Source organism: Streptomyces sp. NPDC050658, from assembly GCF_044457025.1.
Classification (GTDB): domain Bacteria; phylum Actinomycetota; class Actinomycetes; order Streptomycetales; family Streptomycetaceae; genus Streptomyces.
In genome coordinates, this window is record NZ_JBITGM010000008.1 from 275,465 (window position 1) to 299,701 (window position 24,237).

Sequence of the window (24,237 nt, forward strand, 5' to 3'; positions counted from 1 at the left end):
TCACTGACAGAAAGGGACGGATAACCGGTGTCGACGCCGTTCTATGTCTCACCCCAGCAGGCCATGGCCGACCGGGCGGAATACGCCCGCAAGGGCATCGCCCGTGGCCGCAGCCTCGTTGTGCTGCAGTTCGCCGATGGCATCGTGTTCGTCGGCGAGAACCCGTCCCGTGCGCTGCACAAGTTCAGCGAGATCTATGACCGGATCGGCTTCGCGGCCGCCGGCAAGTACAACGAGTACGAGAATCTGCGGATCGGCGGCGTGCGTTATGCCGATCTTCGTGGATACACCTATGACCGTGACGATGTGACGGCCCGTGGGCTCGCGAACGTCTACGCCCAGACGCTGGGCACGATCTTCTCGAGCCAGGCGGAGAAGCCGTACGAGGTCGAGCTGGTCGTCGCCGAGGTCGGGGACACGGCGGAGGGCGACCAGATCTACCGCCTGCCGCACGACGGTTCGATCGTGGACGAGCACGGCTCGGTCGCGGTCGGCGGCAACGCGGAGCAGATCAGCACGTATCTGGATCAGCGCCACCGGGACAGCATGACGCTGGCCGAGGCGTTGAAGCTGGCGGTGCAGTCGCTGTCCCGTGACACCAACGGCAGTGAGCGGGAGATCCCCGCGGAGCGGCTCGAGGTGGCGGTGCTCGACCGGACGCGGCCGCAGCAGCGGAAGTTCAAGCGCATCGTGGGTCGTCAGCTGGCGCGGCTGCTGGAGGACTCTTCGGCGCCGACGGATGCGGCGTCCGACACCGAGGAGGGGGACGCGGGCTCCGACTCCGGGTCCACCACCGGCGACCAGTAGTCCGTTTCGTCGTACGCCCCGTGTCCTGGCCGAGTGGTCAGGGCGCGGGGCGCACGTGTGTCCGGGGTCCGCAGGCGCCTAGGGCGCGGGGGCGGTCGAGCCGCGGACGACCAGTTCGACCGGGAGCGTGTCGAGTTCGGGGGCGCGGCCGTCGAGGACGGCGAGCAGCGAGGTCATGCCGCGCTCGCCGAACCGTTCGGCGGGCAGTCGCACGGTGGTGAGTTCGGGCTCCACGGCGGTCGCCAGGTTGAGGTCGTCGAAGCCGGTCACGGAGAGGTCTTCGGGCACCCGCAGGCCGAGCCTGCGGGCGGCCTTGCAGGCGCCGACGGCCAGGATGTCGTCGTCGCAGACGAGTGCGGTGGGGCGGGGTCCCGACGCGCCGAGGGCGGTCTCGGTGGCGGCGCGGGCGTCGTCGACGGCGAGGGGTGCCCGCACGGTGCGTACGGCGGCTCCGGTGCCGCGCAGCGCCGTGGCGAGGGCGTCGGCGCGTACGTCGAAGGTCCAGGTGTCGACGCCGGCGGCGAGGTGCAGGAAGTCGCGGTGGCCGAGGGCGAGCAGATGCCCGATGACGCGGCGCATGCCGTCGGCGATGTCGAGGTTGACGGTGGCCGCGCCGAGGCTGCCCGCGGGGTCGCTGTCGAGCATGACGAGGGGGAGTTCGTCGCCCCGGATGGCGGCGAGGGCGTCGGAGGCCATGGAGGAGGCGAGGACGCCGTCCAGGGAGGCGCGCGCGGAGTCGAAGGGGTCGCGGGCGGGGCCGACGCCGTCGGGGGAGGGGTAGAGGACGACGCCGAAGCCGTGCTCGGCGGCGACGCGGGCGGCTCCGGTGTAGACGCGGGCGAAGAATTCGTTGGTGAGGGCGGGGACGACGAGGAGCGCGGTCCTGGTCCGGCCCAGGCGCAGGTTGCGGGCGGCGATATTGGGCCGGTAGCCGAGTTCGCGGGCGGTGGCGCGGACCCGCTCGGCGGTGCGCTCGGCGACCCGGCCGCGCCATTTCTCGCCGAGGACCAGCGAGACGGTCGCCTGGGACACGCCGGCGGCGCGTGCGACGTCGTGGCTGGTGGGGCGGGGCCCCGTGGCCTCCTGCTGTGGCCCGGCCACTGGTGGTACCTCCCGGATCGGTGCCGCGGGCCGGCATCGAGGTGGACCCGCGGTGAGCGCTCATGGTACGTATGACGCTCGACGTTATACGTAAAACCTCGGTCCGTCGGAGCCGGGGTGAGGGGCGGGAAGCGATGGCTGCCGGATACGCGGAGATCCTCCGGACGAGATATGCCGGGCGGCTGCTGGCCGGCACGCTGGTGGGCCGGCTGCCGAACGCGACGGCGGCGATCGCCATCGTGCTGTTCATCCGCGCGGAAGGCGGCACGTACAGCCTGGCCGGTGCGCTGGCGGCGGTGTACGGCGTGGCGAACGCGGTGGGGCAGCCGCTGCTCGGCCGTCTGGTGGACCTCTACGGACAGCCCCGCGTCCAGCTCCCGGCGGCGGTGCTTTCCGCCCTGGGCATGGGTGCCTTCGCCTTCACGGGGCCGGACTCGCTCGGGGCCGCCTATGCGGCGGTTGCCGTGGCGGGCCTTTTCACGCCGCCCCTGGAGGGCGGTCTGCGGGCCCTGTGGCCGAGCGTCCTGGGCAGGGAGGAGCAGGTCCACACGGCGTACGCGATGGACGCCATAGCCCAGGAAGTCATGTTCACGGTCGGCCCGTTGCTCGTCACCGGCAGCGTGGCGCTCTGGTCGGAGCAGGCCGCGCTGCTCGTCGTGAACGCCATCGGCGTATTGGGCGCCCTCTCCGTAGTGACGTCGAAGCCCTCGCGCGCGTGGCGCTCGGCGCCCCGTGAGGCGCACTGGCTGGGCGCGCTGCGCTCCAAGGGGCTGCTCGCGCTCCTCGGTGCCTTCCTCTTCATCGGCATGGCGCTCGGCTCCATCACCGTCGCCGGTGTGTCGTACGCGGACGGGCACGGCGGGGACGCGGTCTACGGATGGATGATGGCGGCGATCGGCCTGGGTGCCCTGGTCGGCGGCTCCGTCTACGGGGCGCGGCAGTGGAGCGGCGTACCGGAGAGGCGTCTTACGGTCCTGGTGGCCCTGCTGGCGCTCTGCTACTGGCCGTTGACGCTGACGCCGGGACCGGTCGCCATGGTGGCGCTCACGGTCGTCGCGGGTGTCTTCCTGGCCCCGGCGCTCGCGTGCGCGTTCATCATCGTCGACCGGCACGCCCCGCGCGGCACGGTCACCGAGGCGTTCTCCTGGCTCGTGACGACGTTCACCGTGGGCGCCTCGCTGGGAACGGCCGCCGCCGGGCCGGCGGTCGAGTGGGGCGGCACGGTGTGGGGCTTCGCCGTGCCGGGCTTCGCCGGGGTGGCCGCGCTGCTGGTGCTGCTGGCCACGGGGCGGGTGCTCGCACTGCCGGTGGATTCGGCGGTTGTTGCGGGTTCATCGGAAACTGATCGAAACGGTGCCGTCGAACCCGGTTTCAGTGCAGGGCATAAGGCGTAATGTTCAGTCATGGACCGCCGCATTTTCGGGCTGGAGAACGAGTACGGCGTCACGTGCACGTTTAGGGGGCAGCGCCGGCTGTCACCTGACGAGGTGGCGCGCTACCTCTTCCGCCGTGTTGTGTCATGGGGCCGCAGCAGCAACGTCTTTCTGCGGAACGGCGCCCGCCTCTATCTTGACGTCGGGTCACATCCGGAATACGCGACACCGGAATGTGACAACGTGACCGAGCTGGTCACGCACGACAAGGCGGGCGAGCGCATTCTGGAAGGCCTGCTCGTCGACGCCGAACGCCGCCTGCACGAGGAGGGAATCGCGGGCGACGTCTATCTCTTCAAGAACAACACCGACTCGGCGGGAAACTCCTACGGCTGCCACGAGAACTATCTGGTGGCCCGGCACGGGGAGTTCTCGCGGCTCGCGGACATCCTCATCCCGTTCCTGGTCACGCGGCAGCTGCTGTGCGGCGCGGGCAAGGTGCTGCAGACTCCGCGCGGCGCCGTGTACTGCGTGAGCCAGCGGGCCGAGCACATCTGGGAGGGGGTCTCCTCCGCGACCACCCGCTCCCGGCCGATCATCAACACCCGCGACGAACCGCACGCGGACGCCGAGCGTTACCGCCGGCTGCACGTCATCGTCGGCGACTCGAACATGTCCGAGACGACCATGCTGCTCAAGGTCGGTGCCACCGACCTCGTCCTGCGCATGATCGAGGCGGGCACGGTGATGCGTGACCTGACCCTGGAGAACCCGATCCGGGCGATCCGCGAGGTCAGCCACGACATCACGGGCCGCCGCAAGGTGCGGCTCGCCAGCGGCCGTGAGGCATCGGCCCTGGAGGTGCAGCGCGAGTACTACGAGAAGGCCGTGGACTTCGTGGACCGCCGCGGCATCCGCACGGGCACGGTCGAGCAGGTCCTGGAGCTGTGGGGCCGCACGCTCGACGCGATCGAGGCCGAGGACCTCGACCGGATCGGCACCGAGATCGACTGGGTCATGAAGTACAAGCTCATCGAGCGGTACCGGGCGAAGAACAACATGACCATGTCGCACCCGCGGGTCGCGCAGATAGACCTCGCGTACCACGACATCCACCGGCGTCGTGGCCTGTACTACCTCCTGGAACGAAAGGGACAAGCCGCCCGTATCTGCAACGACTTGAAGATCTTCGAGGGCAAGTCGGTGCCCCCGCAGACCACGCGCGCGCGCCTGCGCGGGGACTTCATCCGCCGGGCCCAGGAGCAGCGCCGTGACTTCACGGTCGACTGGGTGCACCTCAAGCTCAACGACCAGGCGCAGCGCACGGTGTTGTGCAAGGACCCCTTCCGGTCGGTGGACGACCGGGTGGAGAAACTGATCGCCGGCATGTAAACCCCTGCGACAGGTGGTGCGTTGCGGGAACGCAACGCGGGGCGCCGTACGTTCCTCGTACGGCGCCCTTCTCCATGCGTAGAGTTGCGCGCACGCCAACCGACAAGATCGACCGATACGAGGCCCCCACCGTGCGCCGACGCTCACTTCTTCTCGCAGTTCCGGCCGGCCTGCTCACGCTGGCCGGGTGTGGTGACGACAAGAAGGCCGACAAGGCCAAGTCCAGCGACACCCCGTCCCCCAGCAACTCGTCCTCGGCCGCGCCGACGGCGAAGATCGTGGACGGGCCCGTGCCCGAGATCACGAAGGGGACGAAGTTCGGCCAGAAGCCGACCGTCGCCAAGGGGAACGGCAAGCCGTCTTCCGACCTCGCGGTCAAGACCCTGATCCAGGGCAAGGGGGCCGAGGTCAAGAAGGGCGACTACCTCCAGGCCAATTATCTGGGCCAGATCTGGGCCACGGCCAAGGTCTTCGACAACTCCTACGACCGGGGCAACCCGACGGTCTTCCCGATCGGCGTCGGCCAGGTCATCCCCGGCTGGGACCAGGCCCTGGTCGGCAAGAAGCTGGACAGCCGCGTCGAGCTCGCCATCCCCCCGAAGATGGGTTACGGCGAGCAGGGCAACGAGCAGGCGGGCATCAAGGGCGACGACACGCTGGTCTTCGTCGTCGACCTGGTCGGCACCTTCAACGCCAAGAGCTCCGCCAAGGGCAAGGAGGTCGCGCAGTCCAACATCGACCTCCCCAAGGTCGGCACGAACACGGACGGCAAGGCCCCCTCGATCGACGTCCCGAAGAAGAAGGACGCCCCCAAGAAGCTCGTCGCCACCTACGTCCTGGAGGGCGACGGGGACGAGGTCAAGGAGACCGACAGCCTGCTGTGCCAGTACAAGGGCGTGCTGTGGGCCGACGGCAAGGAGTTCGACTCCTCGTACAAGAGCGGTCAGCTCGCCCAGTTCCAGCTGGCGCAGGTCGTCAAGGGCTGGGCGCAGGGCCTGACCGGCAAGAAGGTCGGCAGCCGCGTCCTGATCGTCATCCCGCCGGAGCTGGGATACGGCGACCAGCCGCCGCAGGGCAGCTCCATCAAGAAGGACTCCACGCTGGTCTTCTCCGTGGACATCCTGGCGAAGGCGTGACCCCGCGAGGGATGTAAGACTGTCCGCGCTGACCTTCCGTATCAAGCAGGAGCATTTTCGTGAGCATCGACAAGCCTGAGGTCGACTTCCCCGTCGGCGAGCCGCCGGCCGATCTGCAGATCAAGGAGATCTGGGAGGGTGACGGGGCGGTCGCCAAGGCGGGCGACTTCGTCAAGGTCCACTACGTGGGCGTCGCGTTCAGCACGGGCGAGGAGTTCGACGCCAGCTGGAACCGCGGCAACCCGCTGGAGTTCCAGCTCGGGGCCGGTCAGGTCATCGCCGGCTGGGACCAGGGCGTGCAGGGCATGAAGGTGGGTGGCCGGCGCGAGCTGACCATCCCGGCCCACCTCGCCTACGGCGACCGCGGCGCCGGCGGCGGCCGTATCGCTCCCGGCGAGACGCTGATCTTCGTCTGCGACCTCGTCTCCGTCTGAGCGACGACTCAGCCAAGGTCTGATCAGACCTGTCCACCGAGGGCCCATGCCTGTTCTGGCATGGGCCCTCGGCTTTTGCCACGACACCCCGGGACGGTACGGTCGCGGTCGTAGGAACCTTCAAGAAAGGGCGTCGATGGCCATTGCCAAGGCCGAGCGGCTGATGAACCTGGCGCTGTGTCTGCTGGGAACACGGCGGCCGCTCAGCAAGCGCGAGCTGCGCGAGTCCATCGAGGCCTATCTGGAGGCGGGCTCGGACGACTCCTTCAACCGGATGTTCGAGCGCGACAAGGACGATCTGCGCGAACTCGGCGTGGTCATCGAGACGGTGGAGAACCTCGACGGGGACGTCGGCTATCTCGCCCGCCGCGACAGCAACCGGCTTCCGCCCATCACCATCGACGCCGAGGAGGCCGCCGCCCTGGGCCTGGCCGCCAAGGTGTGGCAGCAGGCCCGCCTCGCCGGAGCCGCCAGCGGCGCCCTGCAGAAGCTGCGCGCCGCGGGCCTGCCCGAGGACGTCGACCCGTACGAGGCGCACAGCGCCCTGGAGCCGCGCATCCCGGTGCACGAGGCCTCCTTCGAGCCGCTGATGCTGGCCTGCCGTGACCGCCGCCCCGTCGTCTTCGACTACCGCAAGGCCACCGCCGCGCGCCCCGAGCAGCGCCATGTCGAGCCGTGGGCGCTGGAGTGCTGGCGCGGCCACTGGTATCTGGCGGGCTGGGACCGCGACCGCGGGGCCGAGCGCGTCTTCCGGCTCTCCCGGATCACGGGCAAGGTGCGCGCCCGCGCGGGGAAGTTCACCGCCGACGTCCCCGACGTGGTCACGGTGCGCGAGACCGTGGCGAGCTGGGCGGGGGAGAGCGCGGACCGCTCCGCCCTGATCAAGCTGCGCTCCGGGGCGGGCTATCCGCTGCGCGCCAAGGCCACCCGTATACGTGAAGCGGGCGAGGGGTGGGACGAGTTGGAGATTCCGTACGGGCACGGGCTCGATGCCTGGCTGGTGGAGTTCGGCCCCGATGTGGTGGTCCTGGAGCCCGCCGAGCTGCGGGCCGATGTCGTGGACCGGCTGCGCGCCGTGGCCAAGGGCTGAGGGGGACGTACAGACCATGGCCTCGAACGCCATCGACCAGACCCGGCGGATGCTCTCCCTGGTGACGTATCTGCGCGAGCGCCCCGGCGCCCATGTCAGCGACGTCGCCCGCGCCTTCGGGATCACCCAGGACGAGCTGATCTCCGACCTGGACGTGCTGCCGCTGTGCGGGACCAGCTTCCGCGGCGGCGACCTGCTCGACATCGACACCGACGGCGACCGCATCTGGTGGCACAACCCGGACGACGTGGCGGCCCCGCTGCGGCTCGCCGCCGACGAGGCCACCGCGCTCCTGGTGGCCGCCCGCGCGGTGGCCACCTTGCCCGGACTGCGCGAGAGCGACCGGCAGGCGCTGCTCAGGGCCACCGCGAAGCTGGAGACGGCGGCCGGTGAGGCCGCAGGGGCCAGCGCGCGGCTCTCGGTGACCTTCGAGTCCGAGGGCGGTGTCTTCGCGGACGTCGACCGGGCCATCTCGGAGCGGCGGCGGCTCTGGCTGCGCTACTACTCGCCGGCCCGCGACGAGCTCACCGAGCGTGAGGTCGACCCGATCCGGCTGTTCGCCGTGGGGCACACGTACATGGAGGCGTGGTGCTACCTCTCCGAGGCACGCCGCACCTTCCGGCTCGACCGGGTCGCCGAGATCAGGCTCCTGGACGAGCCGTCCGCGCCGCCCGAGGTCGAGCTGCGCGATCTCTCCGAGGGCCTGGTGCAGCCCGCCGCCGAGGACCCCGAGGTGGTCGTCGACGTCGGGCCCGGCGGCCGCTGGGTCGCCGAGTACTACCCGCACGACAGCGCCGAGGAACTGCCCGACGGCGGCCTGCGGATCACGCTGCGTACGCCGGACCCCGCATCCCTGCGCAGGCTCGCGCTGCGGCTCGGCGGGGACGGGCACATCGTCTCGCCGAAGGATCTCGCGGACAGCGCGCGGCAGGCGGCGCGCGAGGCGCTGGCGGCCTACGACAGGCATCCCGAAGGGTCGTACGACAGGCAGGAGCAAGGGCGTTGAACACCAGCCTCATGTCCGAGATTCCCGGAATGTCGAGAATCGCCCCGGTGCTGTTCAAGGCCGCCTGCCCCGACTGCCGCGCCCGCTTCGAACTCTCCGCGGGCGCCCTGCGGTTGGCCATCGGGGCGTCGGCCCGCACCACCTTCTACTCGTTCACCTGTCCCGAGTGCGGAGCCGCGGTGCGCAAGCCCGCGGGCGAGCGCATCGTCGAGCTCCTCACCGGCGGTGGGGTGCGGACGCTGCGCCTGCACTCGACCGTCTAGGCTCGGCGCATGTTCTGGGCGATGCTGGCGATTGCTGTGGGGTTCTGTGGGCTTGCCGTGCTCGGCGTCCTGGCGATCCGGGTCTTCCTGGAGGCGCAGCGGCTGAGCCGTCAAGTGACGGAGACCACACGGCGGATCAACCGCGCCGCCGAGGATCTTGAGGCGGCGGCGACGGGCGTGGCCCGTGCGGGCCGGGACGCCCGCTAGGCCCGGTGCGTGCCGCCGGTGCCGCTGAGGCGCGCATCGATACCGCCACCTGTCAACTTCCCTTGCCCGGAAGGTACGCTGCACAGGCGGCCCGGAGTGCGAGGCGCGGGCCGCGACTGGGAGTACGCACAGGGATTGCCCTGCGTTCACCCCTGAGCGTTACGATCGCTGCCAGCACGGTGGCCGGACAGCAAGTCCGGCCTGTCCGGCAGCCCCGCCCCTGCCGCCTCGGTGAGAAGGTATTGACCTATGTTCGGAAAGATCGGCGCCCCCGAGATCATTCTCATTCTCGTCGTCATCGTTCTGCTGTTCGGCGCGAAGAAGCTTCCCGACATGGCCCGGTCGCTCGGCAAGTCCGCGCGCATCCTCAAGAGCGAGGCCAAGGCGATGAAGACGGACGGCAAGAAGGACGAGACCGCCCCGACCGACCCGCCCGCGGAGCCTTCCGCCCAGCAGCGCACCATCCAGGCCGCGCCCGGCGACGTGACCAGCTCGCGCCCGGTCACCGAGCCCACCGATCGTACGACTCAGCGCTGATCCAAGGCCGGCGACGGCCGGCCTGCCGCACGAGATGAGGACGTGGGTTGCTCAAGTCTGCCCGCAAGAAGGAACAGGATCCCGAGGGGCGGATGCCTCTTGCGGAGCACCTGCGTGAGCTCCGCAACCGGCTCGCGAAGGCCGTGCTGGCCATCATCGTCGTCGCGGTCGTCGCCGCCTTCTTCTACAAGGACATCATCGAGTTCTTCACGAACCCGATCCTGAGCTCGGTGGGCTGTGAGTCCAGCTTCGCCGAGCTGGCGAAGAAGGAAGACGGCACGTGCGCGCGCATCGTCCTGAACGGCCTGCTCACGCCGTTCACCCTCGCGCTGAAGATCTCCCTGATGGCCGGTCTGGTGCTCGCCTCGCCGGTCTGGCTCTACCAGCTCTGGGCCTTCGTCGCGCCCGGACTGCACAAGAGCGAGAAGAAGTACGCGTACGCCTTCGTGGGTGCCGGCTTCCCGCTCTTCCTGGGCGGTGCCTTCTTCGCGTACAAGACGCTGCCGACGATGGCGCGGGTGCTGCTGGAGTTCTCGCCGGGCGGTGTGGACAACCAGCTCCCGCTGGACGAGCTGATCGACCTGGTCACCCGCATGGTGATCGTCTTCGGCCTCTCCTTCGAGCTGCCGCTGCTCCTGGTGATGCTCAACCTCACCGGCGTACTCACCGGAAAGCGGATGCTCGGCTGGTGGCGCGGCATGATCATGGGCATCACGGTCTTCGCGGCCGTGGCGACGCCCAGCACGGACCCGCTGACCATGATCGCGCTGGCCGGGCCGATCTGGGTGCTGTACTTCGCGGCCACCGCCTTCGCGCTGATCAACGACCGGCGCAAGGACAGGATCGCGGCTGCCGGGCCCGCCGACGACGAGGCCTCCGACCTCGACCTGACGCCCGAGGACGTCGGCGAGATCGAGTCCGTCGCGGCCAGCCGCGCGCTGCCGGAGCAGGCCGGCTCGGACCGAGACCGGGTAAACGGTTTCGACGACGTGACCTGACCTTGTAGGGTCCGGCCGTGACCAGCGAGATCACTCTCTTCGTCAATCCCACCGCGGGACGCGGCCGGGGCGCCCACGCGGCGCAGCCGGCCGCTTCGGCGTTGCGGGCGGCAGGCTTCTCCGTACGTACCGTCATCGGCGAGGACGCCGCCGACGCGCTGCGCCGGGCGCGGGACGCCGTCGAGGGCGGCACCGGGGCGCTGATAGCCGTCGGCGGCGACGGCATGGCGAGCCTCGCGCTGCAGGCGGTCGCCCAGACCGACACGCCCCTGGGGGTGATCGCGGTGGGCACCGGCAACGACTTCGCGCGGGCGCTCGGCCTCCCGGTGCGGGACCCCGCGGCCGCCGGGGCGATCGTCGCCGACGCGCTGGACGCGGGGCGCACGCGCGGCGTCGACCTGGGGCGGGTGGGCAAGACCTGGTTCGGCACCGTCCTCGCCTCCGGCTTCGACTCGCGGGTCAACGACCGGGGCAACCGGATGCGCTGGCCCACCGGACGCTTCAAGTACGACCTCGCCATGGTCGCCGAGCTGGCCACCTTCAGGCCCACCCCGTTCCGGATCACGCTGGACGACGGGGCGGTCCACGAGGTCGACGCGACGCTCGTCGCCGTCGGCAACGGATCCTCGTACGGCGGAGGCATGCGCATCTGCGCCCGCGCCGACCTGAGCGACGGGCTCTTCGACGTCACCGTCGTCGGCGACTGCAGCCGTACGACGCTCCTGAAGGTGTTCCCGCAGGTCTACAAGGGGACGCACCTGGACCATCCCAAGGTCACCGTCCACCGGGCGCGGAAGGTGGAGCTCGCCGCCTCCGGAGTCACCGGATACGCGGACGGGGAGCAGCTGGGGGCGCTGCCGCTGACCGCGGAGTGTGTGCCGGGGGCCGTGCGGATCCTGGGGCCCGAGACGCCCTGAGTGCCGTAAGACAGATAATGATCGTCCGTTGTCAGTGGGGGCCGGTAGGCTCGAAAGCACGATGACAGAGGACCTCTCACCGGCCGAGCGGTACGCGGCGGCGCGCGAGCGCGCTGTCGAGCAGGCCACCGCACTCGCTGGCTTCCGCGAGATGTACGAATTCGGCCTCGACCCCTTCCAGATCGAGGCCTGCCGGGCGCTCGAGGCGGGCAAGGGTGTGCTCGTGGCCGCCCCCACGGGCTCGGGCAAGACGATCGTCGGCGAGTTCGCCGTGCACCTGGCCCTGCTCCAGGGCAAGAAATGCTTCTACACCACGCCGATCAAGGCGCTCTCCAACCAGAAGTACGCCGACCTGGCGAAGCGGTACGGCGCGGACAAGGTCGGCCTCCTGACCGGCGACAACAGCGTCAACTCCGATGCCCCGGTGGTCGTGATGACCACCGAAGTGCTGCGCAACATGCTGTATTCGGGCTCGCAGTCGCTGCTGAACCTCGGCTATGTGGTGATGGACGAGGTGCACTACCTCTCCGACCGCTTCCGCGGCGCCGTCTGGGAAGAGGTGATCATCCACCTCCAGGAGTCCGTCACGCTGGTCTCCCTGTCGGCGACGGTGTCGAACGCGGAGGAGTTCGGCGACTGGCTGGACACCGTGCGCGGCGACACCCAGGTGATCGTCTCCGAGCACCGGCCCGTGCCGCTCTTCCAGCATGTGCTCGCCGGGCGCCGGATGTACGACCTCTTCGAGGAGGGCGAGGGCCACAAGAAGGCGGTCAACCCCGACCTCACGCGCATGGCGCGGATGGAGGCCAGCCGTTCGTACAACCCGCGGGACCGCCGCAAGGGCAAGATGGTCCGCGAGGCCGACCGTGAGCGCGAGCGCCGGCAGCGGTCCCGGATCTGGACGCCGGGCCGGCCCGAGGTCATCGACCGGCTCGACTCCGAGGGCCTGCTGCCCGCCATCACGTTCATCTTCAGCCGCGCGGCCTGCGAGGCCGCCGTGCAGCAGTGTCTGCACGCGGGTCTTCGGCTGAACGACGAGGAGGCGCGGGCCCAGGTCCGCGAGATCGTCGAGGAGCGGACGGCCGCCATCCCGGACGAGGACCTGCACGTCCTCGGCTACTACGAATGGCTGGAGGGTCTGGAGCGGGGCATCGCCGCGCACCACGCGGGCATGCTGCCCACCTTCAAGGAAGTCGTCGAGGAGCTCTTCGTGCGCGGCCTCGTCCGTGCCGTCTTCGCCACCGAGACGCTCGCCCTCGGCATCAACATGCCCGCGCGCAGCGTGGTGTTGGAGAAGCTGGTCAAGTGGAACGGCGAGCAGCACGCCGACATCACCCCGGGTGAGTACACCCAGTTGACCGGCCGTGCCGGGCGGCGCGGCATCGACGTCGAGGGCCATGCCGTCGTGCTGTGGCAGCGGGCCATGAGCCCCGAGCACCTGGCCGGGCTCGCGGGCACGCGTACGTACCCGCTGCGGTCCAGCTTCAAGCCGTCGTACAACATGGCGGTGAACCTGGTCGAGCAGTTCGGGCGGCACCGCTCGCGCGAGCTCCTGGAGACGTCCTTCGCGCAGTTCCAGGCCGACAAGTCGGTCGTCGGGATCTCCCGCCAGGTGCAGAAGAACGAAGAGGGTCTTGAGGGCTACAAGGAGTCCATGACCTGCCACTTGGGGGACTTCGAGGAGTACGCGCGGCTGCGCCGCGAACTGAAGGACCGCGAGACGGATCTGGCCAAGCAGGGCGCCAACCAGCGCAGGGCCGCGGCCGCCGCCGCCCTGGAGAAGCTGAAGCCGGGCGACGTCATCCATGTGCCGACCGGGAAGTACGCGGGCCTCGCCCTCGTCCTCGATCCCGGGCTGCCCGCCGGGCGGGTCAACGGACACCGTGGCTTCGAGCACCAGGACGGGCCCCGGCCGCTGGTGCTGACCGCCGAGCGGCAGGTCAAGCGGCTCGCCTCGATGGACTTCCCGGTGCCGGTCGAGGCGCTGGAGCGGATGCGCATCCCGAAGTCGTTCAACGCGCGCTCGCCGCAGTCGCGCCGCGATCTGGCCTCCGCGCTGCGCACCAAGGCCGGGCACATCGTGCCGGAGCGGCACCGCAAGGGGCGGGCCGCCGCCGCGGACGACCGCGAGATCGCCCGGCTCCGCGCGGAGCTGCGGGCGCATCCCTGCCATGGGTGCGACGAGCGGGAGGACCATGCGCGGTGGGCCGAGCGGTACTACCGGCTGCGGCGGGACACCAAGCAGCTGGAGCGCCGCATCGAGGGGCGCACGAACACGATCGCCCGGACCTTCGACCGGATCGTCGCGCTCCTGACCGAGCTGGACTATCTGCGGGGCGACGAGGTCACCCAGCACGGCAAGCGGCTCGCCCGGCTGTACGGCGAGTTGGATCTGCTGGCCAGTGAATGCCTGCGGGCGGACGTCTGGGAGGGGCTCAGCCCCGCCGAACTGGCCGCGTGCGTCTCGGCGTTGGTCTTCGAGGCGCGGGTCGGTGACGACGCGCTCGCGCCGAAGCTGCCGTCCGGCAAGGCGAAGGCCGCGCTCGGTGAGATGGTGCGGATCTGGGGCCGCCTCGATGCCCTTGAGGAAGAGTTCAAGATCAACCAGACGGAGGGGGTCGGGCAGCGCGAGCCCGATCTGGGCTTCGCCTGGGCGGCGTACATGTGGGCGTCCGACAAGTCGCTCGACGAGGTGCTCCGGGAGGCGGACATGCCCGCGGGAGACTTCGTGCGGTGGTGCAAGCAGGTGATCGATGTGCTGGGGCAGATCGCCGCGGCGGCGCCTCGCGAGGGGTCGACGGTGGCCAAGAACGCCCGCAAGGCCGTGGATCAGCTGCTGCGGGGGGTCGTGGCGTACAGCTCGGTCGGCTGACGGTGGGTGGGGGCGGGGCGGGCGAGGTGCTGTCCCCAAGCCCGCCCCTTCCCGAAACCTGGGGCAAGCCCCTGGGCCCACTGCCCGGCGGACGGGTCGGGCCCGGTGGGGTGCCGCCTACGCTGCCGAGTCCGCGCGCGCCGCGTCCCGCTTCGCCACCTCCTCGCGCACGATCGGGATCACCTCGCGGCCGAAGTCGATGGCGTCGCCCAGGAGGTCGTAGCCGCGGGCCGAGAGGATTTCCACGCCCAAGTCGTAGTAGTCCAGGAGGGCTTGGGCGACTGTTTCCGGGGTGCCCACCAGCGCCGTGGAGTTGCCGGCGCCGCCCGTTTCCGCCGCCGTGGGGGTCCATAGGGCGCGGTCGTGGCGGTCGGCGGAGGCCGCTGCCGCCAGCAGGCGCTGTGAGCCGGAGTTCTCCGGGCTGTGGGGAGCCGCGCCCGGCCTGCGGGACTTGATGCGGGCCAGTGTCGCGTGTGCCTTCTCCCAGGCCAGCTCCTCGGTCGGCGCGATGATCGGGCGGAACGCCACCTGGATCCTGGGGATGTCCGTGCGGCCCGCGGCCCTCGCCGCCGCCTTCACCGACTCGATCTGCTCGGCGGTCTGGGCCAGCGGCTCGCCCCACAGGCAGTAGATGTCCGCTTCGGCGCCCCCCGCGGCGTACGCGGCAGGCGAGGAACCTCCGAACGAGACGCGCGGATGCGGCTGTTGGACCGGGAAGGTGTCGCTGACGAAGTCCTTGAAGCGGTAGTGCGTGCCCTCGTGGTCGAACGCCTCGTGCGAGGTCCATGCCTTCTTGATGATCTGGATGGCCTCGCGGGTCCGCGCGTACCGCTCGTCCTTGGTGAGGAAGTCGCCCTCGCGCCGCTGCTCGTGGTCGTTGCCGCCGGTGATGAAGTGGACGGCGAGACGGCCGTCGCTGATCCGGTCGAGCGTCGCGAAGGTCTTCGCCGCGAAGGTGGGGTACGAGACGTTCGGGCGGTGCGCCACCAGGATCTGGAGGCGGTCGGTGTGGGACGCGACGTACGCGGCGGCGGGGGAGGGGTCCGGTGAGCCGGAGCCGTACGCGAACAGGACGCGGTCCCAGCCGTGGTCCTCATGGGCCCGGGCGAGCCGGAGCGTGTAGTCCTTGTCGAACGAAGCTCCCGAGCGGGCGGTGACTTCGGAGCCTTCGTTGGTCGCTGCTATGCCGAGGAACTCGACGGGCATGGTGGGGCCTCACATCTCGACTGGTCGTGGTGTGCGCTGACATGACGGGAGTCAGAAACCGACTTCGAAGCAGTCAGGAGCAACACGAGGCGGACCACACTCGACCGAAGTCGATGTGGTCGCGGGTGACCAGCCGCAGCTGAGGGCGCATCGGCCCAGGGGAACAGCCGTCCATATGAGGCGTCAACCACGGCCGGTCGACGGCCATTCCCCGTTCTCCGGAGCCGAGTTGGGGCCGAGTCGGAGCCGTTGGGCGGCCATGTTCCCGCCTGTTCGACGCCATCACTCCATGTGTTCGATTGATCGCCACGCGTGCAAATGGGGCCGAGTGTATGCCTGTCGGCGAGGCCGCTGCAGGGGGTTGCGGAATATGACTCGGCGATGATTCCGGCGGACTAAGCTCGCCCGGAGCGCGGCGAGTTGAAACGAGTTGCGATAGATTCGTGCGCTTGTTCCCATTTCGATTGATATTCCGTCTGTCTCTTTCGTTTTCAACTCCTCGCAGCACACCCCCATTTCGCAGGATCACCCCCCCAATTCCTCCCCCCAAGACGAGTGTTCAGAGGGCATACATGGTGAGTGTTCAATCGCCTCCCGGTGGCCGAGAAGTCCCTTACGCGCGTGTGTTGTTGCTGCCCGCCATGCTGATGGCCGCGGCAACCGGAGCCGCTGTCGCGGCGGTCACGGAACCCGCCCGCATCGCGGTCGGCTGGTGCGGCGCGATCGCGACCCTCGTGGTCATCGCGGTCGGCGCCGAAGCCGTGCGGCGCGGCCGGTCCATCCGTGAGCTCCACACGCAGTACGCACGGCGAATCGCCCATCTGGAGCGGCGTATCGCATCCCATGACGACGAGACCGTCCGGCTGGGCAGGGAGATCATCCCGGAGGCCGTGTTCCGGCTCCGGCAGGGCGAGGCGCCGTCGGAGGTCATCCGGCACCTCGTCGACGGCGACCCCAACTTCGCCGAACTCCCGCAGTCGCAGCGCCAGATGCTGCGGCACGTCCTGGACACCCTGGACACCGGAGAGGCGATGCGCGAGTCCTCGCAGCGCGCCTTCGTCAACATCGCCCGGCGCGTCCAGTCCATCGTCCACCAACAGGCCGCGGAACTGCGCGAGATGGAGGAGTTCCACGGCCGCAACCCCGAGGTCTTCGACGACCTGCTCCGCATCGACCACGGCACCGCGCTGATCGGCCGCCTCGCCGACTCGATCACCGTGCTGGGCGGCGCCCGCCCCGGCCGCCAATGGCCCAAGCCCGTACCGCTGTTCAGCGTATTGCGCGGCGCCATGTCGCGGATCCTGGAGTACCAGCGCGTCGACCTGCACTCGATCGCCAAGGTCGCCATCCACGGCACCTCCGTCGAGCCGCTCATCCACGCCTGCGCCGAACTCCTCGACAACGCCACGCGGTACTCCCCGCCGCAGACGCGGGTGCACGTCACCGCGGTCGAGGTGCAGACCGGCATCGCCGTCGAGATCGAGGACGGCGGCGTCAGCCTCAGCGAGGAGGCCAGGGCACGGGCCGAGCGGATGCTCGCCCAGGCCCAGGCCGGCATCGACCTGAACGACCTCGGCGAGACCCCGCGCCTTGGCATGGCGGTCGTGGGCCGCCTCTCGCAGATGTACAACCTCCAGGTCTCGCTCCGCCAGTCCGCGTACGGCGGCGTGCGCGCGGTCCTCATCGTGCCGCGCGAGATGATCACCACCGGACCCGCGCCCGGCCTGGCGCACGGCATCGGCGCCTCCGCGGTGCCGCGGGTCAACGCCGACGGCCAGCCCATCAAGGAGCCGATCGGCATCCGGCGCAAGAAGCCCCGCGTGATGACGGCGGGACCACCGCTCGCCAAGGCGATGACCGCGCCGATGGAGGACGACGTCCCCGAGGTCACCGAGTGGACGAGCAACGGGCTGCCGCAGCGCCGCAGCCGGGTCCGCACTCCGCTGGGCGAGCGCCTTGCCCAGCAGGCGGCCGACGAGAAGTACCGGGAGCAGAAGGCCCAGTACGCCCCGCCGTCCGCCGCACCGGTCGTACCCGAACCGGTGAAGAAGGAGGAGAAGGAGCCCGGTCTGTGGATCGAGGCCTTCATGAAGGGCGTCAAGGGCGACGAGCCCACCGGCGACGACCCGCTGTCCCCCGGGAACCACACCGAGAACGACCACGGCACCGCCGACAATGCCGACGAGGGGGGCTGGAAGTGATCCAGCAACGGGCCAATTTCGACTGGATGCTCAAGGAGCTCGCCGACGGGGTCCCGCAGACCCGGCAGATCGTCGTGCTCTCCGCGGACGGACTGCGGATCGCACGCTACGGCGGCGACCCCGACGCCGCCGACCGGATCGCCGCCGCCTGCGCGGGACTCCAGTCCCTCGCGGCCGCCGTCGCCACCGAGATCCCGCACAGCGACGGCGGGATGCGCATGGTGATCATCGAGATCGAGGGCGGCTACTTCTACATGATGGCCGCGGGCGCCGGCGCCTACCTCGCCGTCCTCGCCGACGAGACCGTGGACGCGGGCCTCATCGGCAACCGCATGCGGGACCTCGTCGTCCGGATCGGCGCCCATCTGACGAGCCCGCCCCGGCGAGACGGGCAGGCCGTATGACTCCTCCGCAAGGCGATGACCCCGCCCACCGGGACGACCCTCCGCAGCGGGAGCGGCGCACCCCGGAGAACCCCGAACGGCTGTACATCCTGACGGGCGAGGACACCGACAGAGCACCGCTCGACCTGGTCACGCTGATCGTCGCGCACGGCGAGGCGGCACCCACGGCGCAGCCGGAGCACTCGGTCGTCTTACGGCTGTGCAGGCAGCCGCTGTCCGTCGCCGAGCTCTCGGCGTATCTCGCACTGCCGTTCAGTGTGGTGACGGTCCTCCTGACGAAGATGATCGAGGCGGAACTCGTGCAGGCGCGCGAGCCGATCGTCCGCTCCACGCTCCCCGACCGTTCCCTTCTCGAAGCGGTGATGCATGGACTTCAAAAACTCTGAGAGCCTGGCCACCATCACCGGACCCAGCAGCGAGGACGTGCTGCCGCACACGGCCACGGCCGCGGTGAAGATCGTGATCGTGGGCGGGTTCGGGGTCGGCAAGACCACCATGGTCGGCTCGGTCAGCGAGATCCGTCCGCTGACCACCGAAGAGACCATGACCCAGGCCGGTATCGGCGTGGACGACAACTACGGCTCCGAGTCCAAGACCGCCACCACCGTGGCGATGGACTTCGGCCGGATCAGCATCTCCGAAGAGCTGGTGCTCTATCTGTTCGGCACCCCCGGCCAGGAACGCTTCTGGTTCCTGTGGAACGGGCTCTTCGAGGGCGCGCTCGGCGCGGTCGTCCTCATCGACACCCGGCGCCTCGAGGTCAGCTTCGACGTGATCGGGCGCCTCGAGGAGCGGGGCGTGCCCTTCGTCGTCGCCGTCAACGACTTCCCGGACGCGCCCCAGCACCCGATCGCGGCACTGCGCGGCGCCCTCGACCTGGACGAGGCGGTGCCGATCGTGAAGTGCGACGCCCGGCAGCGCGCGTCCAGCCGGGACACCCTGCTGACCCTCATGCGGTACCTGCACGCCCTGGCCGTGGCCCGCGCCTGACACCTCATCTCATCCGCAACCCCGGAGCGATCACCGTGACGACTCCCTCCCACCACCACCCCGGCATGGACGACCCGGCCGGGCCGCCCCCCGGCTGCCCCGCCCACGCCCTGGGCTCCGGCTTCGGCCCCGGCGGACTGCGCCGGCTCTACGGCCCCGAGGCGGACACCGACCTGGCCGGCCTGTACGAGAAGCTGCGCGCCGAGCACGGCGCGGTGGCCCCGGTCCTGCTGCACAACGACGTACGGATCTGGGCGGTCCTCGGCCACAGCGAGAACCTGCACATGGTCCGCACCCCCTCGCAGTACACCCGCGACTCGCGCCAGTGGCGGGCCGTCCTCGACGGCTCCATGGGCCCCGACAACCCGCTTGCCCCCGTCGTCACCTGGCAGCCCATGGCCACCTTCGCGGAGGGCGCCGAGCACGAGCGGCTGCGCGGCGCGGTCACCGGCGCCATGGGAGGCCTCGACCACCGGGGCATCCGCCGCTACATCAACCGCTACAGCAACCTGCTGCTCAACGACATCTGCCAGGACGGCAAGGCCGACCTGGTGAGCGGGTTCGCCGAGCATCTGCCGATGATGGTGATGTGCCATGTCCTCGGCATGCCCGAGGAGTACAACGAGCGGATGGTCCAGGCCGCCCGCGACATGATCAGGGGCACCGAGACCGCCATCGCGAGTAACGCGTACATCATGGAGGCGCTGACGCGCCTGGTGGCGCGGCGCCGGGCGAAGGCGGAGGAGGACTTCACCAGCAACCTCATCGCCCAGCCCCAGCAGCTCACCGACGACGAGGTCGCCGCGCACCTGCGGCTCGTGCTCATCGCCGCCTACGAGGCGACGGCCAACCTCATCGCCAACGCGCTGCGGACGGTCCTCACCGACCCGCGGTTCCGCGCCCAGCTCAGCGGCGGGCAGATGACCGTCCCGGAGGCGATCGAGCAGTCGCTGTGGGACGAGCCGCCGTTCAGCGCCATGATCGGCTACTTCGCCAAGCAGGACACCCAGCTCGGCGGCCAGCAGATCAAGGCGGGCGACGGACTCATCCTCGGCATCGCGCCGGGCAACGTCGACCCTGTCGTACGCCCGGACCTGGCGGCCAACATGCAGGGCAACCGGTCCCATCTGGCGTTCAGCGGCGGTCCGCACGAGTGCCCCGGTCAGGACATCGGCCGGGCCATCGCCGACACCGGCGTGGACGCGCTGCTCATGCGCTTCCCCGATGTCGAACTCTCCGTCGGGGAGCACGAGTTGAGGTGGAACTCGTCCATCCTGTCCCGCCATCTGGTGGAGCTGCCGGTGCAGTTCGCGCCCAGGCCGCCGCAGGACGTGATGGCCCGGCCGATGGCGCGGGTGCCGGGCCAGCGCAACGACTGGCAGGTGTCGTCGCCCGCGCCCCGGCCCGTCCATCCGGCGCCGGCCGCGCCGCAGCCGCAGCCGGTGCCCGCTCCGACGCCGCCGCCCGCACCCGCGCCGGAGCCGGTGGCCGCGGCCGTGCCGCGCCAGGGGGCGTGGCGGCGCTTCGTCACCTGGTGGCGGGGCTACTGACCGTCGCAGGAACCCTGCCAGTCGGTGTACGAGGTCCAGGCGCCCAACGCGCGTGCGCTGACGAAACGGTGCTCGGCGCCCGTCACGGGGTCGGTGAACTCCAGGACGCGGGAGAGGAGTTGCAGGGGCCGCCGGTAGTCGTCCGGCGGCACCGGTCCGGTGACCACCGGGTAGACGGGATCGCCGAGGATGGGCAGCCCGAGCGCGTTCATGTGGACCCGGAGCTGGTGGGTGCGGCCGGTGTGCGGGGTGAGCCGGTATCGCCCCAACCGGCCGTCCCGCTCGATGAGTTCGACCCGGCTCTCGCTGTTGGGCTCGGCGCCGGGGACTTCGTGGGCGGCCATGACGCCGCGTTCCTTGACGATGTGGCTGCGTACGGTGCGGGGGAGCGCGGTGCCGGGGTCGTACGCGGCCACGGCCTCGTACTCCTTGCGCACCCGCCGCTCGCCGAAGAGGCTCTGGTAGGCGCCGCGTTCCGCGGGCCGCACGGTGAACAGGATCAGCCCGGCGGTGAGCCGGTCCAGGCGGTGGGCGGCGCCCAGCGTGGGGATGCCGAGTTCCCTGCGGAGCCGGGCCAGCGCGGTCTCGGTGACGTGGCTGCCGCGGGGCATGGTGGCGAGGAAGTGCGGCTTGTCGGCGACGACGATGTGCTCGTCGCGGTGCACCACGTCGATGGCGTACGGCACCGGGACCTCGGCCGGCAGATCCCGGTGGAACCACACATAGGAGCCGGGCGCGTAGGGCGCGTCCGGCGTCACCGGCGCCCCGTCGACGTCGACGATCCTGCCGTCCCGCAGCATCGCGTCGATCACCCCGGACCCGGCGTTGAGCCGCTCGACGAGGTGATCCCGGACCGTCTCCCACGCCCCGTCGACCGGCAGCCGCACCCGCACGGGGTCGACGCCGAGGCGTTGCGGCAGCGGAGCGGGCGGGATGCGGCGGGTGCGGGTCACAGGGTGCAGCGTACGGTTCGGGTCAGTCGGCCCTGACCAGGGCGTGCAGATGCATGTCGTGCCAGCCGTCGGCGTGCAGGACGGCGCTGCGCTTGGTGCCTTCGGGCTCGAACCCCGTCTTGAGGGCGACGCGGCAGGACGCCTCGTTGGCCACGGAGTGGGTGAGCTCCAGGCGGTGCAGGCCCACCTCGTCGAAGGCCCAGCGGGTCAGCGCGGCCAGGGCGCGTGGGGCGATGCCACGGCCGCGGGCCGCCGGCATGGTCCAGTACGCGACCTCGGCCTGCCCGTCGGCGAGCACGATGAGGCGCAGCGCGATCCGCCCCACCACCGCGTCGGTGGCGGTGTCGGCGATCGCCCAGTACGCGTCCCGCTCCTCGGCCCAGGCCTCGCGCCAGCCGTCGATCCAGCCGCGTGCCTCGTCGACGGAATCGGCGACGCGGGCGTGCCAGCGCTGTATCACCGGGTCCTGGAACGCCTCGTACACGGCGGGCGCGTCATCGACCGACCAGGGCCGGATGACCAGCCCGTCGGCGACGTCGATCCTCGGCTGCACCTGCCGCGCGAGCGTCCCCGCGGCGACTACGTCAGAGATCTTGAAGGGCATGGGGGCATGGTGCCAGCGAGACAGAGACAAAGGGGAGCGGTTTTGGGGGGCGTGCCCCGAAGGGGCGCGGGGAACTGTGCGACCAGCACCCACCGGCGGCGAGCCGAATCACGGCGCCCCCAGCGCCGGGTGCCCTGAACCCGAACCTGGGGGCACCCCCGCTCAAGCCGAGCGCAGCGTTTCCTGCTCCGCCTCCACCTGCGCGTTCCACTCCCGCTTCGACGCCTGCCAGCCGTCCTCGTTGTGTCCGAGCCGCCAGTAGCCGGAGATCGAGAGCCGCTCGCGCGGTACTTCCCGCTCCATCCGCAGGTACCGGCGCAGCTCCTTCACGAAGCCCGCCTCGCCGTGCACGAACGCCTGGACGTCGCCCGCCGGGAAGTCCAGGGAGCGTACGGCCTCGACGAGGGCCGCACCGACGGGGCGCTCCCCGCGGTGCAGCCACTCGATGCCGGCCGCGGAGTCCACCTTCTGCTCCTCGTCCGGCGAGCCCACCTCCACGAAGGCGAACGCCCGCGCGCCCTGCGGCAGCGCCTCGAGCGCCGCGGCGATCGCGGGCAGCGCGCTCTCGTCACCTGCGAGGAGATGCCAGTCGGCGGCGGCGTCGGGAGCGTACGCACCGCCCGGACCGAGGAAGCGGACCGTCGCGCCGGGCTGCACGCGCCGGGCCCACGGGCCCGCGAGGCCCTCGTCGCCGTGGATGACGAAGTCGAGTGCCAGCTCGCGGGCGCGCGGATCCCACCAGCGGACCGTGTACGTACGCGTCACGGGCCACTGCTCGCGCGGGAACTCCTCGCGGATCTTCTGGATGTCGAAGGGCTCCGGGTACGCCACGCCCTCGGCGGGGAACAGCAGCTTCACGTAGTGATCCGTGGAGTCGCCCGCCGTGAACTCGGCGAGGCCGTCGCCGCCGAGTACCACCCGCTGCATGTGCGGGGTGAGCCGCTCGGTGCGCACGACCTGCGCCACGTGGGTCTTCGGTGCCTTGCGTGCGGGACGTTCTGCCATGGCGACGGCCTCCCCTGATCAAAGGTTGCTTAGGCTTACCTAAGCTAGCACCTCAGTCCCGGAGAACGGACAACAACCGCTGGAGTGCGCCACCGAGCCCCCACCGCGCCGCCAGCTCGTCGAGCGCCGCGGGATCGCGCGGCTCGTCCGGCAGCGCGAGGTCCACGTCCGGCAGCGGCACGTCGTCCGCGACACGGACCACCGTCGGCGCGACCGCGACATATCCCCGCGATTCGTCGAGCCGCTTGCGCTGCGAGGGCGTCAGCCTGCTCTTCGGGTCGTCCACGGCGGCCATGATTCCGGCCAGATTTCCGTACGCGTCGAGCAGCTTGGCCGCGGTCTTCTCGCCAATGCCGGGCACGCCCGGCAGTCCGTCGCTCGGGTCGCCGCGCAGCAGCGCCAGGTCGACGTAGCCGGCGCCGTCCACGCCGTACTTCTCGCGGAGCCAGTCCTCGTCCGTGAGCTGGAGCGTGCCGACGCCCTTGAGGGGATAGAGGACGCGGATGCCTCGCTCGTCGTCCACCAGCTGATAGAGGTCGCGGTCGCCGGTGACGATGTCGACGGGGCCGGTGGCCCGGGCGGCGTACGAACCGATCACGTCGTCCGCCTCGTACGCGTCCACCCCCACGCGTGCGATGCCGAGCGCGTCGAGCACGTCCTCGATGATCGGGACCTGCGGAGACAGCGTGTCCGGGGTCTCCTCGGCGTCCGGGCCCTGCTCGACCTCCTCGGCGACGCGATGCGCCTTGTACGAGGGAATCAGCTCGACCCGCCAGTGCGGGCGCCAGTCCGCGTCCCAGCACGCGACCAGGTCGTCGGGCCGGTGGTCCTGGACGAGCCGGGCGATGAAGTCCAGCAGGCCGCGCACCGCGTTGACCGGGGTGCCGTCCGGGGCCTTCACGGAGTCGGGGACCCCGAAATAGGCGCGGTAGTACAGGGAAGCCGTGTCGAGCAGCATGAGCCGTCGCGTTCGCTGAGTCACGTTCGCATCATGCCGCACGGCACTGACAGCGCACCGGCTGCGCCTGCGTCAAGGCGTTGTTTCGGCCCCGCAGGAACGGGGCGGTTTCCGGCTGTACAGAAGTGAACGGAATGTGAACTGGAACACTCTTGCGTTTGGCCTGTGTAAGTGCGGGCAGGCGCGGATCCGGAGCGCTCCCGGTCGACGATTCAACTATTTCGCCGGGCAAC

Annotated in this window: 24 protein-coding genes; 18 read left to right on the plus strand and 6 right to left on the minus strand. The window is 70.5% G+C overall.

The genetic code is table 11. From position 1 onward, the window contains the following. The first annotated feature begins 27 nt into the window (after positions 1-27). The gene (gene prcA, locus ACIBKX_RS27290; RefSeq protein WP_363274289.1) at positions 28-807 is read left to right on the plus strand and encodes a proteasome subunit alpha; all 780 of its coding nucleotides are present in this window, start codon (positions 28-30) and stop codon (positions 805-807) included. Positions 808-885: 78 nt separating this feature from the next. On the opposite strand, the gene ACIBKX_RS27295 is transcribed toward prcA, so the two are convergent. After that, positions 886-1,908 carry a LacI family DNA-binding transcriptional regulator gene (locus ACIBKX_RS27295; RefSeq protein ID WP_363274290.1) on the minus strand — a complete coding sequence of 341 codons (1,023 nt, stop codon included), beginning with the start codon at positions 1,906-1,908 and terminating at the stop codon, positions 886-888. A 134-nt stretch (positions 1,909-2,042) separates the two neighbouring features. Here ACIBKX_RS27295 and ACIBKX_RS27300 point away from each other — a divergent pair, with 134 nt between their 5' ends. The 12 genes from ACIBKX_RS27300 (at position 2,043) to ACIBKX_RS27355 (ending at position 14,133) form a co-directional block, all read left to right on the plus strand. Then, positions 2,043-3,302, plus strand: coding sequence for an MFS transporter (locus tag ACIBKX_RS27300; protein ID WP_363274292.1), 1,260 nt, complete (start codon positions 2,043-2,045; stop codon positions 3,300-3,302). Between the two features lie 9 nt (positions 3,303-3,311). Beyond that, a complete protein-coding gene (gene pafA, locus ACIBKX_RS27305; protein WP_055550703.1) occupies positions 3,312-4,673 on the plus strand; it encodes a Pup--protein ligase in 1,362 nt (453 codons plus the stop codon). Positions 4,674-4,804: 131 nt separating this feature from the next. Then, the gene (locus tag ACIBKX_RS27310) at positions 4,805-5,809 is read left to right on the plus strand and encodes an FKBP-type peptidyl-prolyl cis-trans isomerase (protein WP_363274413.1); all 1,005 of its coding nucleotides are present in this window, start codon (positions 4,805-4,807) and stop codon (positions 5,807-5,809) included. Between the two features lie 59 nt (positions 5,810-5,868). Continuing rightward, a complete protein-coding gene (locus ACIBKX_RS27315) occupies positions 5,869-6,243 on the plus strand; it encodes an FKBP-type peptidyl-prolyl cis-trans isomerase (RefSeq protein ID WP_363274294.1) in 375 nt (124 codons plus the stop codon). Between the two features lie 136 nt (positions 6,244-6,379). Further along, on the plus strand, positions 6,380-7,333 hold the full coding sequence (locus ACIBKX_RS27320; protein ID WP_363274296.1) for a WYL domain-containing protein: 954 nt from the start codon (positions 6,380-6,382) through the stop codon (positions 7,331-7,333). Positions 7,334-7,349: 16 nt separating this feature from the next. After that, positions 7,350-8,339, plus strand: coding sequence for a WYL domain-containing protein (locus ACIBKX_RS27325; protein ID WP_363274297.1), 990 nt, complete (start codon positions 7,350-7,352; stop codon positions 8,337-8,339). An 11-nt stretch (positions 8,340-8,350) separates the two neighbouring features. Then, positions 8,351-8,602, plus strand: coding sequence for a hypothetical protein (locus ACIBKX_RS27330; RefSeq protein ID WP_361827467.1), 252 nt, complete (start codon positions 8,351-8,353; stop codon positions 8,600-8,602). Positions 8,603-8,611: 9 nt separating this feature from the next. After that, the gene (locus tag ACIBKX_RS27335) at positions 8,612-8,809 is read left to right on the plus strand and encodes a hypothetical protein (RefSeq protein WP_363274298.1); all 198 of its coding nucleotides are present in this window, start codon (positions 8,612-8,614) and stop codon (positions 8,807-8,809) included. 249 nt (positions 8,810-9,058) lie between these two features. Further along, a complete protein-coding gene (gene tatA / locus ACIBKX_RS27340; RefSeq protein ID WP_363274300.1) occupies positions 9,059-9,346 on the plus strand; it encodes a Sec-independent protein translocase subunit TatA in 288 nt (95 codons plus the stop codon). A gap of 47 nt (positions 9,347-9,393) precedes the next feature. After that, the gene (gene tatC, locus ACIBKX_RS27345; protein ID WP_363274301.1) at positions 9,394-10,344 is read left to right on the plus strand and encodes a twin-arginine translocase subunit TatC; all 951 of its coding nucleotides are present in this window, start codon (positions 9,394-9,396) and stop codon (positions 10,342-10,344) included. 17 nt (positions 10,345-10,361) lie between these two features. After that, complete coding sequence (locus ACIBKX_RS27350) at positions 10,362-11,261, plus strand: diacylglycerol kinase (protein ID WP_363274302.1); 900 nt, start codon at positions 10,362-10,364, stop codon at positions 11,259-11,261. Between the two features lie 61 nt (positions 11,262-11,322). Then, positions 11,323-14,133: a DEAD/DEAH box helicase gene (locus tag ACIBKX_RS27355; protein WP_363274303.1), complete on the plus strand. Its 2,811-nt coding sequence runs from the start codon at positions 11,323-11,325 to the stop codon at positions 14,131-14,133. Positions 14,134-14,250: 117 nt separating this feature from the next. On the opposite strand, the gene ACIBKX_RS27360 is transcribed toward ACIBKX_RS27355, so the two are convergent. After that, positions 14,251-15,339 (minus strand): LLM class flavin-dependent oxidoreductase, encoded by a 1,089-nt coding sequence (locus tag ACIBKX_RS27360; protein ID WP_363274304.1) that lies wholly within the window; start codon positions 15,337-15,339, stop codon positions 14,251-14,253. Between the two features lie 572 nt (positions 15,340-15,911). Here ACIBKX_RS27360 and ACIBKX_RS27365 point away from each other — a divergent pair. From ACIBKX_RS27365 to ACIBKX_RS27385, 5 genes are read left to right on the plus strand one after another with little or no spacing between them, the layout of a single operon-like run. Then, a complete protein-coding gene (locus ACIBKX_RS27365; RefSeq protein WP_363274306.1) occupies positions 15,912-17,540 on the plus strand; it encodes an ATP-binding protein in 1,629 nt (542 codons plus the stop codon). Beyond that, positions 17,537-17,944 (plus strand): roadblock/LC7 domain-containing protein, encoded by a 408-nt coding sequence (locus ACIBKX_RS27370; protein WP_363274307.1) that lies wholly within the window; start codon positions 17,537-17,539, stop codon positions 17,942-17,944. Before ACIBKX_RS27365 ends, ACIBKX_RS27370 begins: the two co-directional genes overlap by 4 nt. Continuing rightward, complete coding sequence (locus ACIBKX_RS27375; protein ID WP_363274308.1) at positions 17,941-18,330, plus strand: DUF742 domain-containing protein; 390 nt, start codon at positions 17,941-17,943, stop codon at positions 18,328-18,330. The genes ACIBKX_RS27370 and ACIBKX_RS27375 overlap by 4 nt, the downstream gene beginning before the upstream one ends. Next, positions 18,311-18,934, plus strand: coding sequence for an ATP/GTP-binding protein (locus ACIBKX_RS27380; RefSeq protein ID WP_363274309.1), 624 nt, complete (start codon positions 18,311-18,313; stop codon positions 18,932-18,934). Before ACIBKX_RS27375 ends, ACIBKX_RS27380 begins: the two co-directional genes overlap by 20 nt. 35 nt (positions 18,935-18,969) lie before the next feature. Then, positions 18,970-20,484, plus strand: a complete 1,515-nt coding sequence (locus tag ACIBKX_RS27385; RefSeq protein ID WP_363274310.1) for a cytochrome P450 — start codon at positions 18,970-18,972, stop codon at positions 20,482-20,484. Here the strand turns inward: ACIBKX_RS27385 and ACIBKX_RS27390 are convergent. From ACIBKX_RS27390 to ACIBKX_RS27405, 4 genes are all read right to left on the minus strand, one after another. Then, positions 20,478-21,437, minus strand: a complete 960-nt coding sequence (locus ACIBKX_RS27390; protein WP_363274311.1) for an RluA family pseudouridine synthase — start codon at positions 21,435-21,437, stop codon at positions 20,478-20,480. The two genes, ACIBKX_RS27385 and ACIBKX_RS27390, sit on opposite strands and share 7 nt — an antisense overlap. A gap of 22 nt (positions 21,438-21,459) precedes the next feature. After that, on the minus strand, positions 21,460-22,041 hold the full coding sequence (locus ACIBKX_RS27395; RefSeq protein ID WP_363274313.1) for a GNAT family N-acetyltransferase: 582 nt from the start codon (positions 22,039-22,041) through the stop codon (positions 21,460-21,462). 162 nt (positions 22,042-22,203) lie between these two features. Next, positions 22,204-23,046 carry a siderophore-interacting protein gene (locus ACIBKX_RS27400; protein WP_363274315.1) on the minus strand — a complete coding sequence of 281 codons (843 nt, stop codon included), beginning with the start codon at positions 23,044-23,046 and terminating at the stop codon, positions 22,204-22,206. A gap of 52 nt (positions 23,047-23,098) precedes the next feature. After that, the gene (locus ACIBKX_RS27405) at positions 23,099-24,004 is read right to left on the minus strand and encodes a 5'-3' exonuclease (RefSeq protein WP_363274414.1); all 906 of its coding nucleotides are present in this window, start codon (positions 24,002-24,004) and stop codon (positions 23,099-23,101) included. Positions 24,005-24,237 lie beyond the last annotated feature (233 nt).

What these genes read in the sequence shown, in the direction of transcription:
- ACIBKX_RS27300 (WP_363274292.1), top strand. Translation starts at nt 2,043, where the DNA reads ATGGCTGCCGGATACGCGGAGATCCTCCGGACGAGATATGCCGGGCGG.
- pafA (WP_055550703.1), top strand. Translation starts at nt 3,312, where the DNA reads ATGGACCGCCGCATTTTCGGGCTGGAGAACGAGTACGGCGTCACGTGC.
- ACIBKX_RS27320 (WP_363274296.1), top strand. Translation starts at nt 6,380, where the DNA reads ATGGCCATTGCCAAGGCCGAGCGGCTGATGAACCTGGCGCTGTGTCTG.
- ACIBKX_RS27325 (WP_363274297.1), top strand. Translation starts at nt 7,350, where the DNA reads ATGGCCTCGAACGCCATCGACCAGACCCGGCGGATGCTCTCCCTGGTG.
- ACIBKX_RS27330 (WP_361827467.1), top strand. Translation starts at nt 8,351, where the DNA reads ATGTCCGAGATTCCCGGAATGTCGAGAATCGCCCCGGTGCTGTTCAAG.
- ACIBKX_RS27335 (WP_363274298.1), top strand. Translation starts at nt 8,612, where the DNA reads ATGTTCTGGGCGATGCTGGCGATTGCTGTGGGGTTCTGTGGGCTTGCC.
- tatA (WP_363274300.1), top strand. Translation starts at nt 9,059, where the DNA reads ATGTTCGGAAAGATCGGCGCCCCCGAGATCATTCTCATTCTCGTCGTC.
- ACIBKX_RS27355 (WP_363274303.1), top strand. Translation starts at nt 11,323, where the DNA reads ATGACAGAGGACCTCTCACCGGCCGAGCGGTACGCGGCGGCGCGCGAG.
- ACIBKX_RS27360 (WP_363274304.1), bottom strand. Translation starts at nt 15,339, where the DNA reads ATGCCCGTCGAGTTCCTCGGCATAGCAGCGACCAACGAAGGCTCCGAA.
- ACIBKX_RS27365 (WP_363274306.1), top strand. Translation starts at nt 15,912, where the DNA reads ATGGTGAGTGTTCAATCGCCTCCCGGTGGCCGAGAAGTCCCTTACGCG.
- ACIBKX_RS27375 (WP_363274308.1), top strand. Translation starts at nt 17,941, where the DNA reads ATGACTCCTCCGCAAGGCGATGACCCCGCCCACCGGGACGACCCTCCG.
- ACIBKX_RS27380 (WP_363274309.1), top strand. Translation starts at nt 18,311, where the DNA reads ATGGACTTCAAAAACTCTGAGAGCCTGGCCACCATCACCGGACCCAGC.
- ACIBKX_RS27395 (WP_363274313.1), bottom strand. Translation starts at nt 22,041, where the DNA reads ATGCCCTTCAAGATCTCTGACGTAGTCGCCGCGGGGACGCTCGCGCGG.
- ACIBKX_RS27400 (WP_363274315.1), bottom strand. Translation starts at nt 23,046, where the DNA reads ATGGCAGAACGTCCCGCACGCAAGGCACCGAAGACCCACGTGGCGCAG.
- ACIBKX_RS27405 (WP_363274414.1), bottom strand. Translation starts at nt 24,004, where the DNA reads ATGCTGCTCGACACGGCTTCCCTGTACTACCGCGCCTATTTCGGGGTC.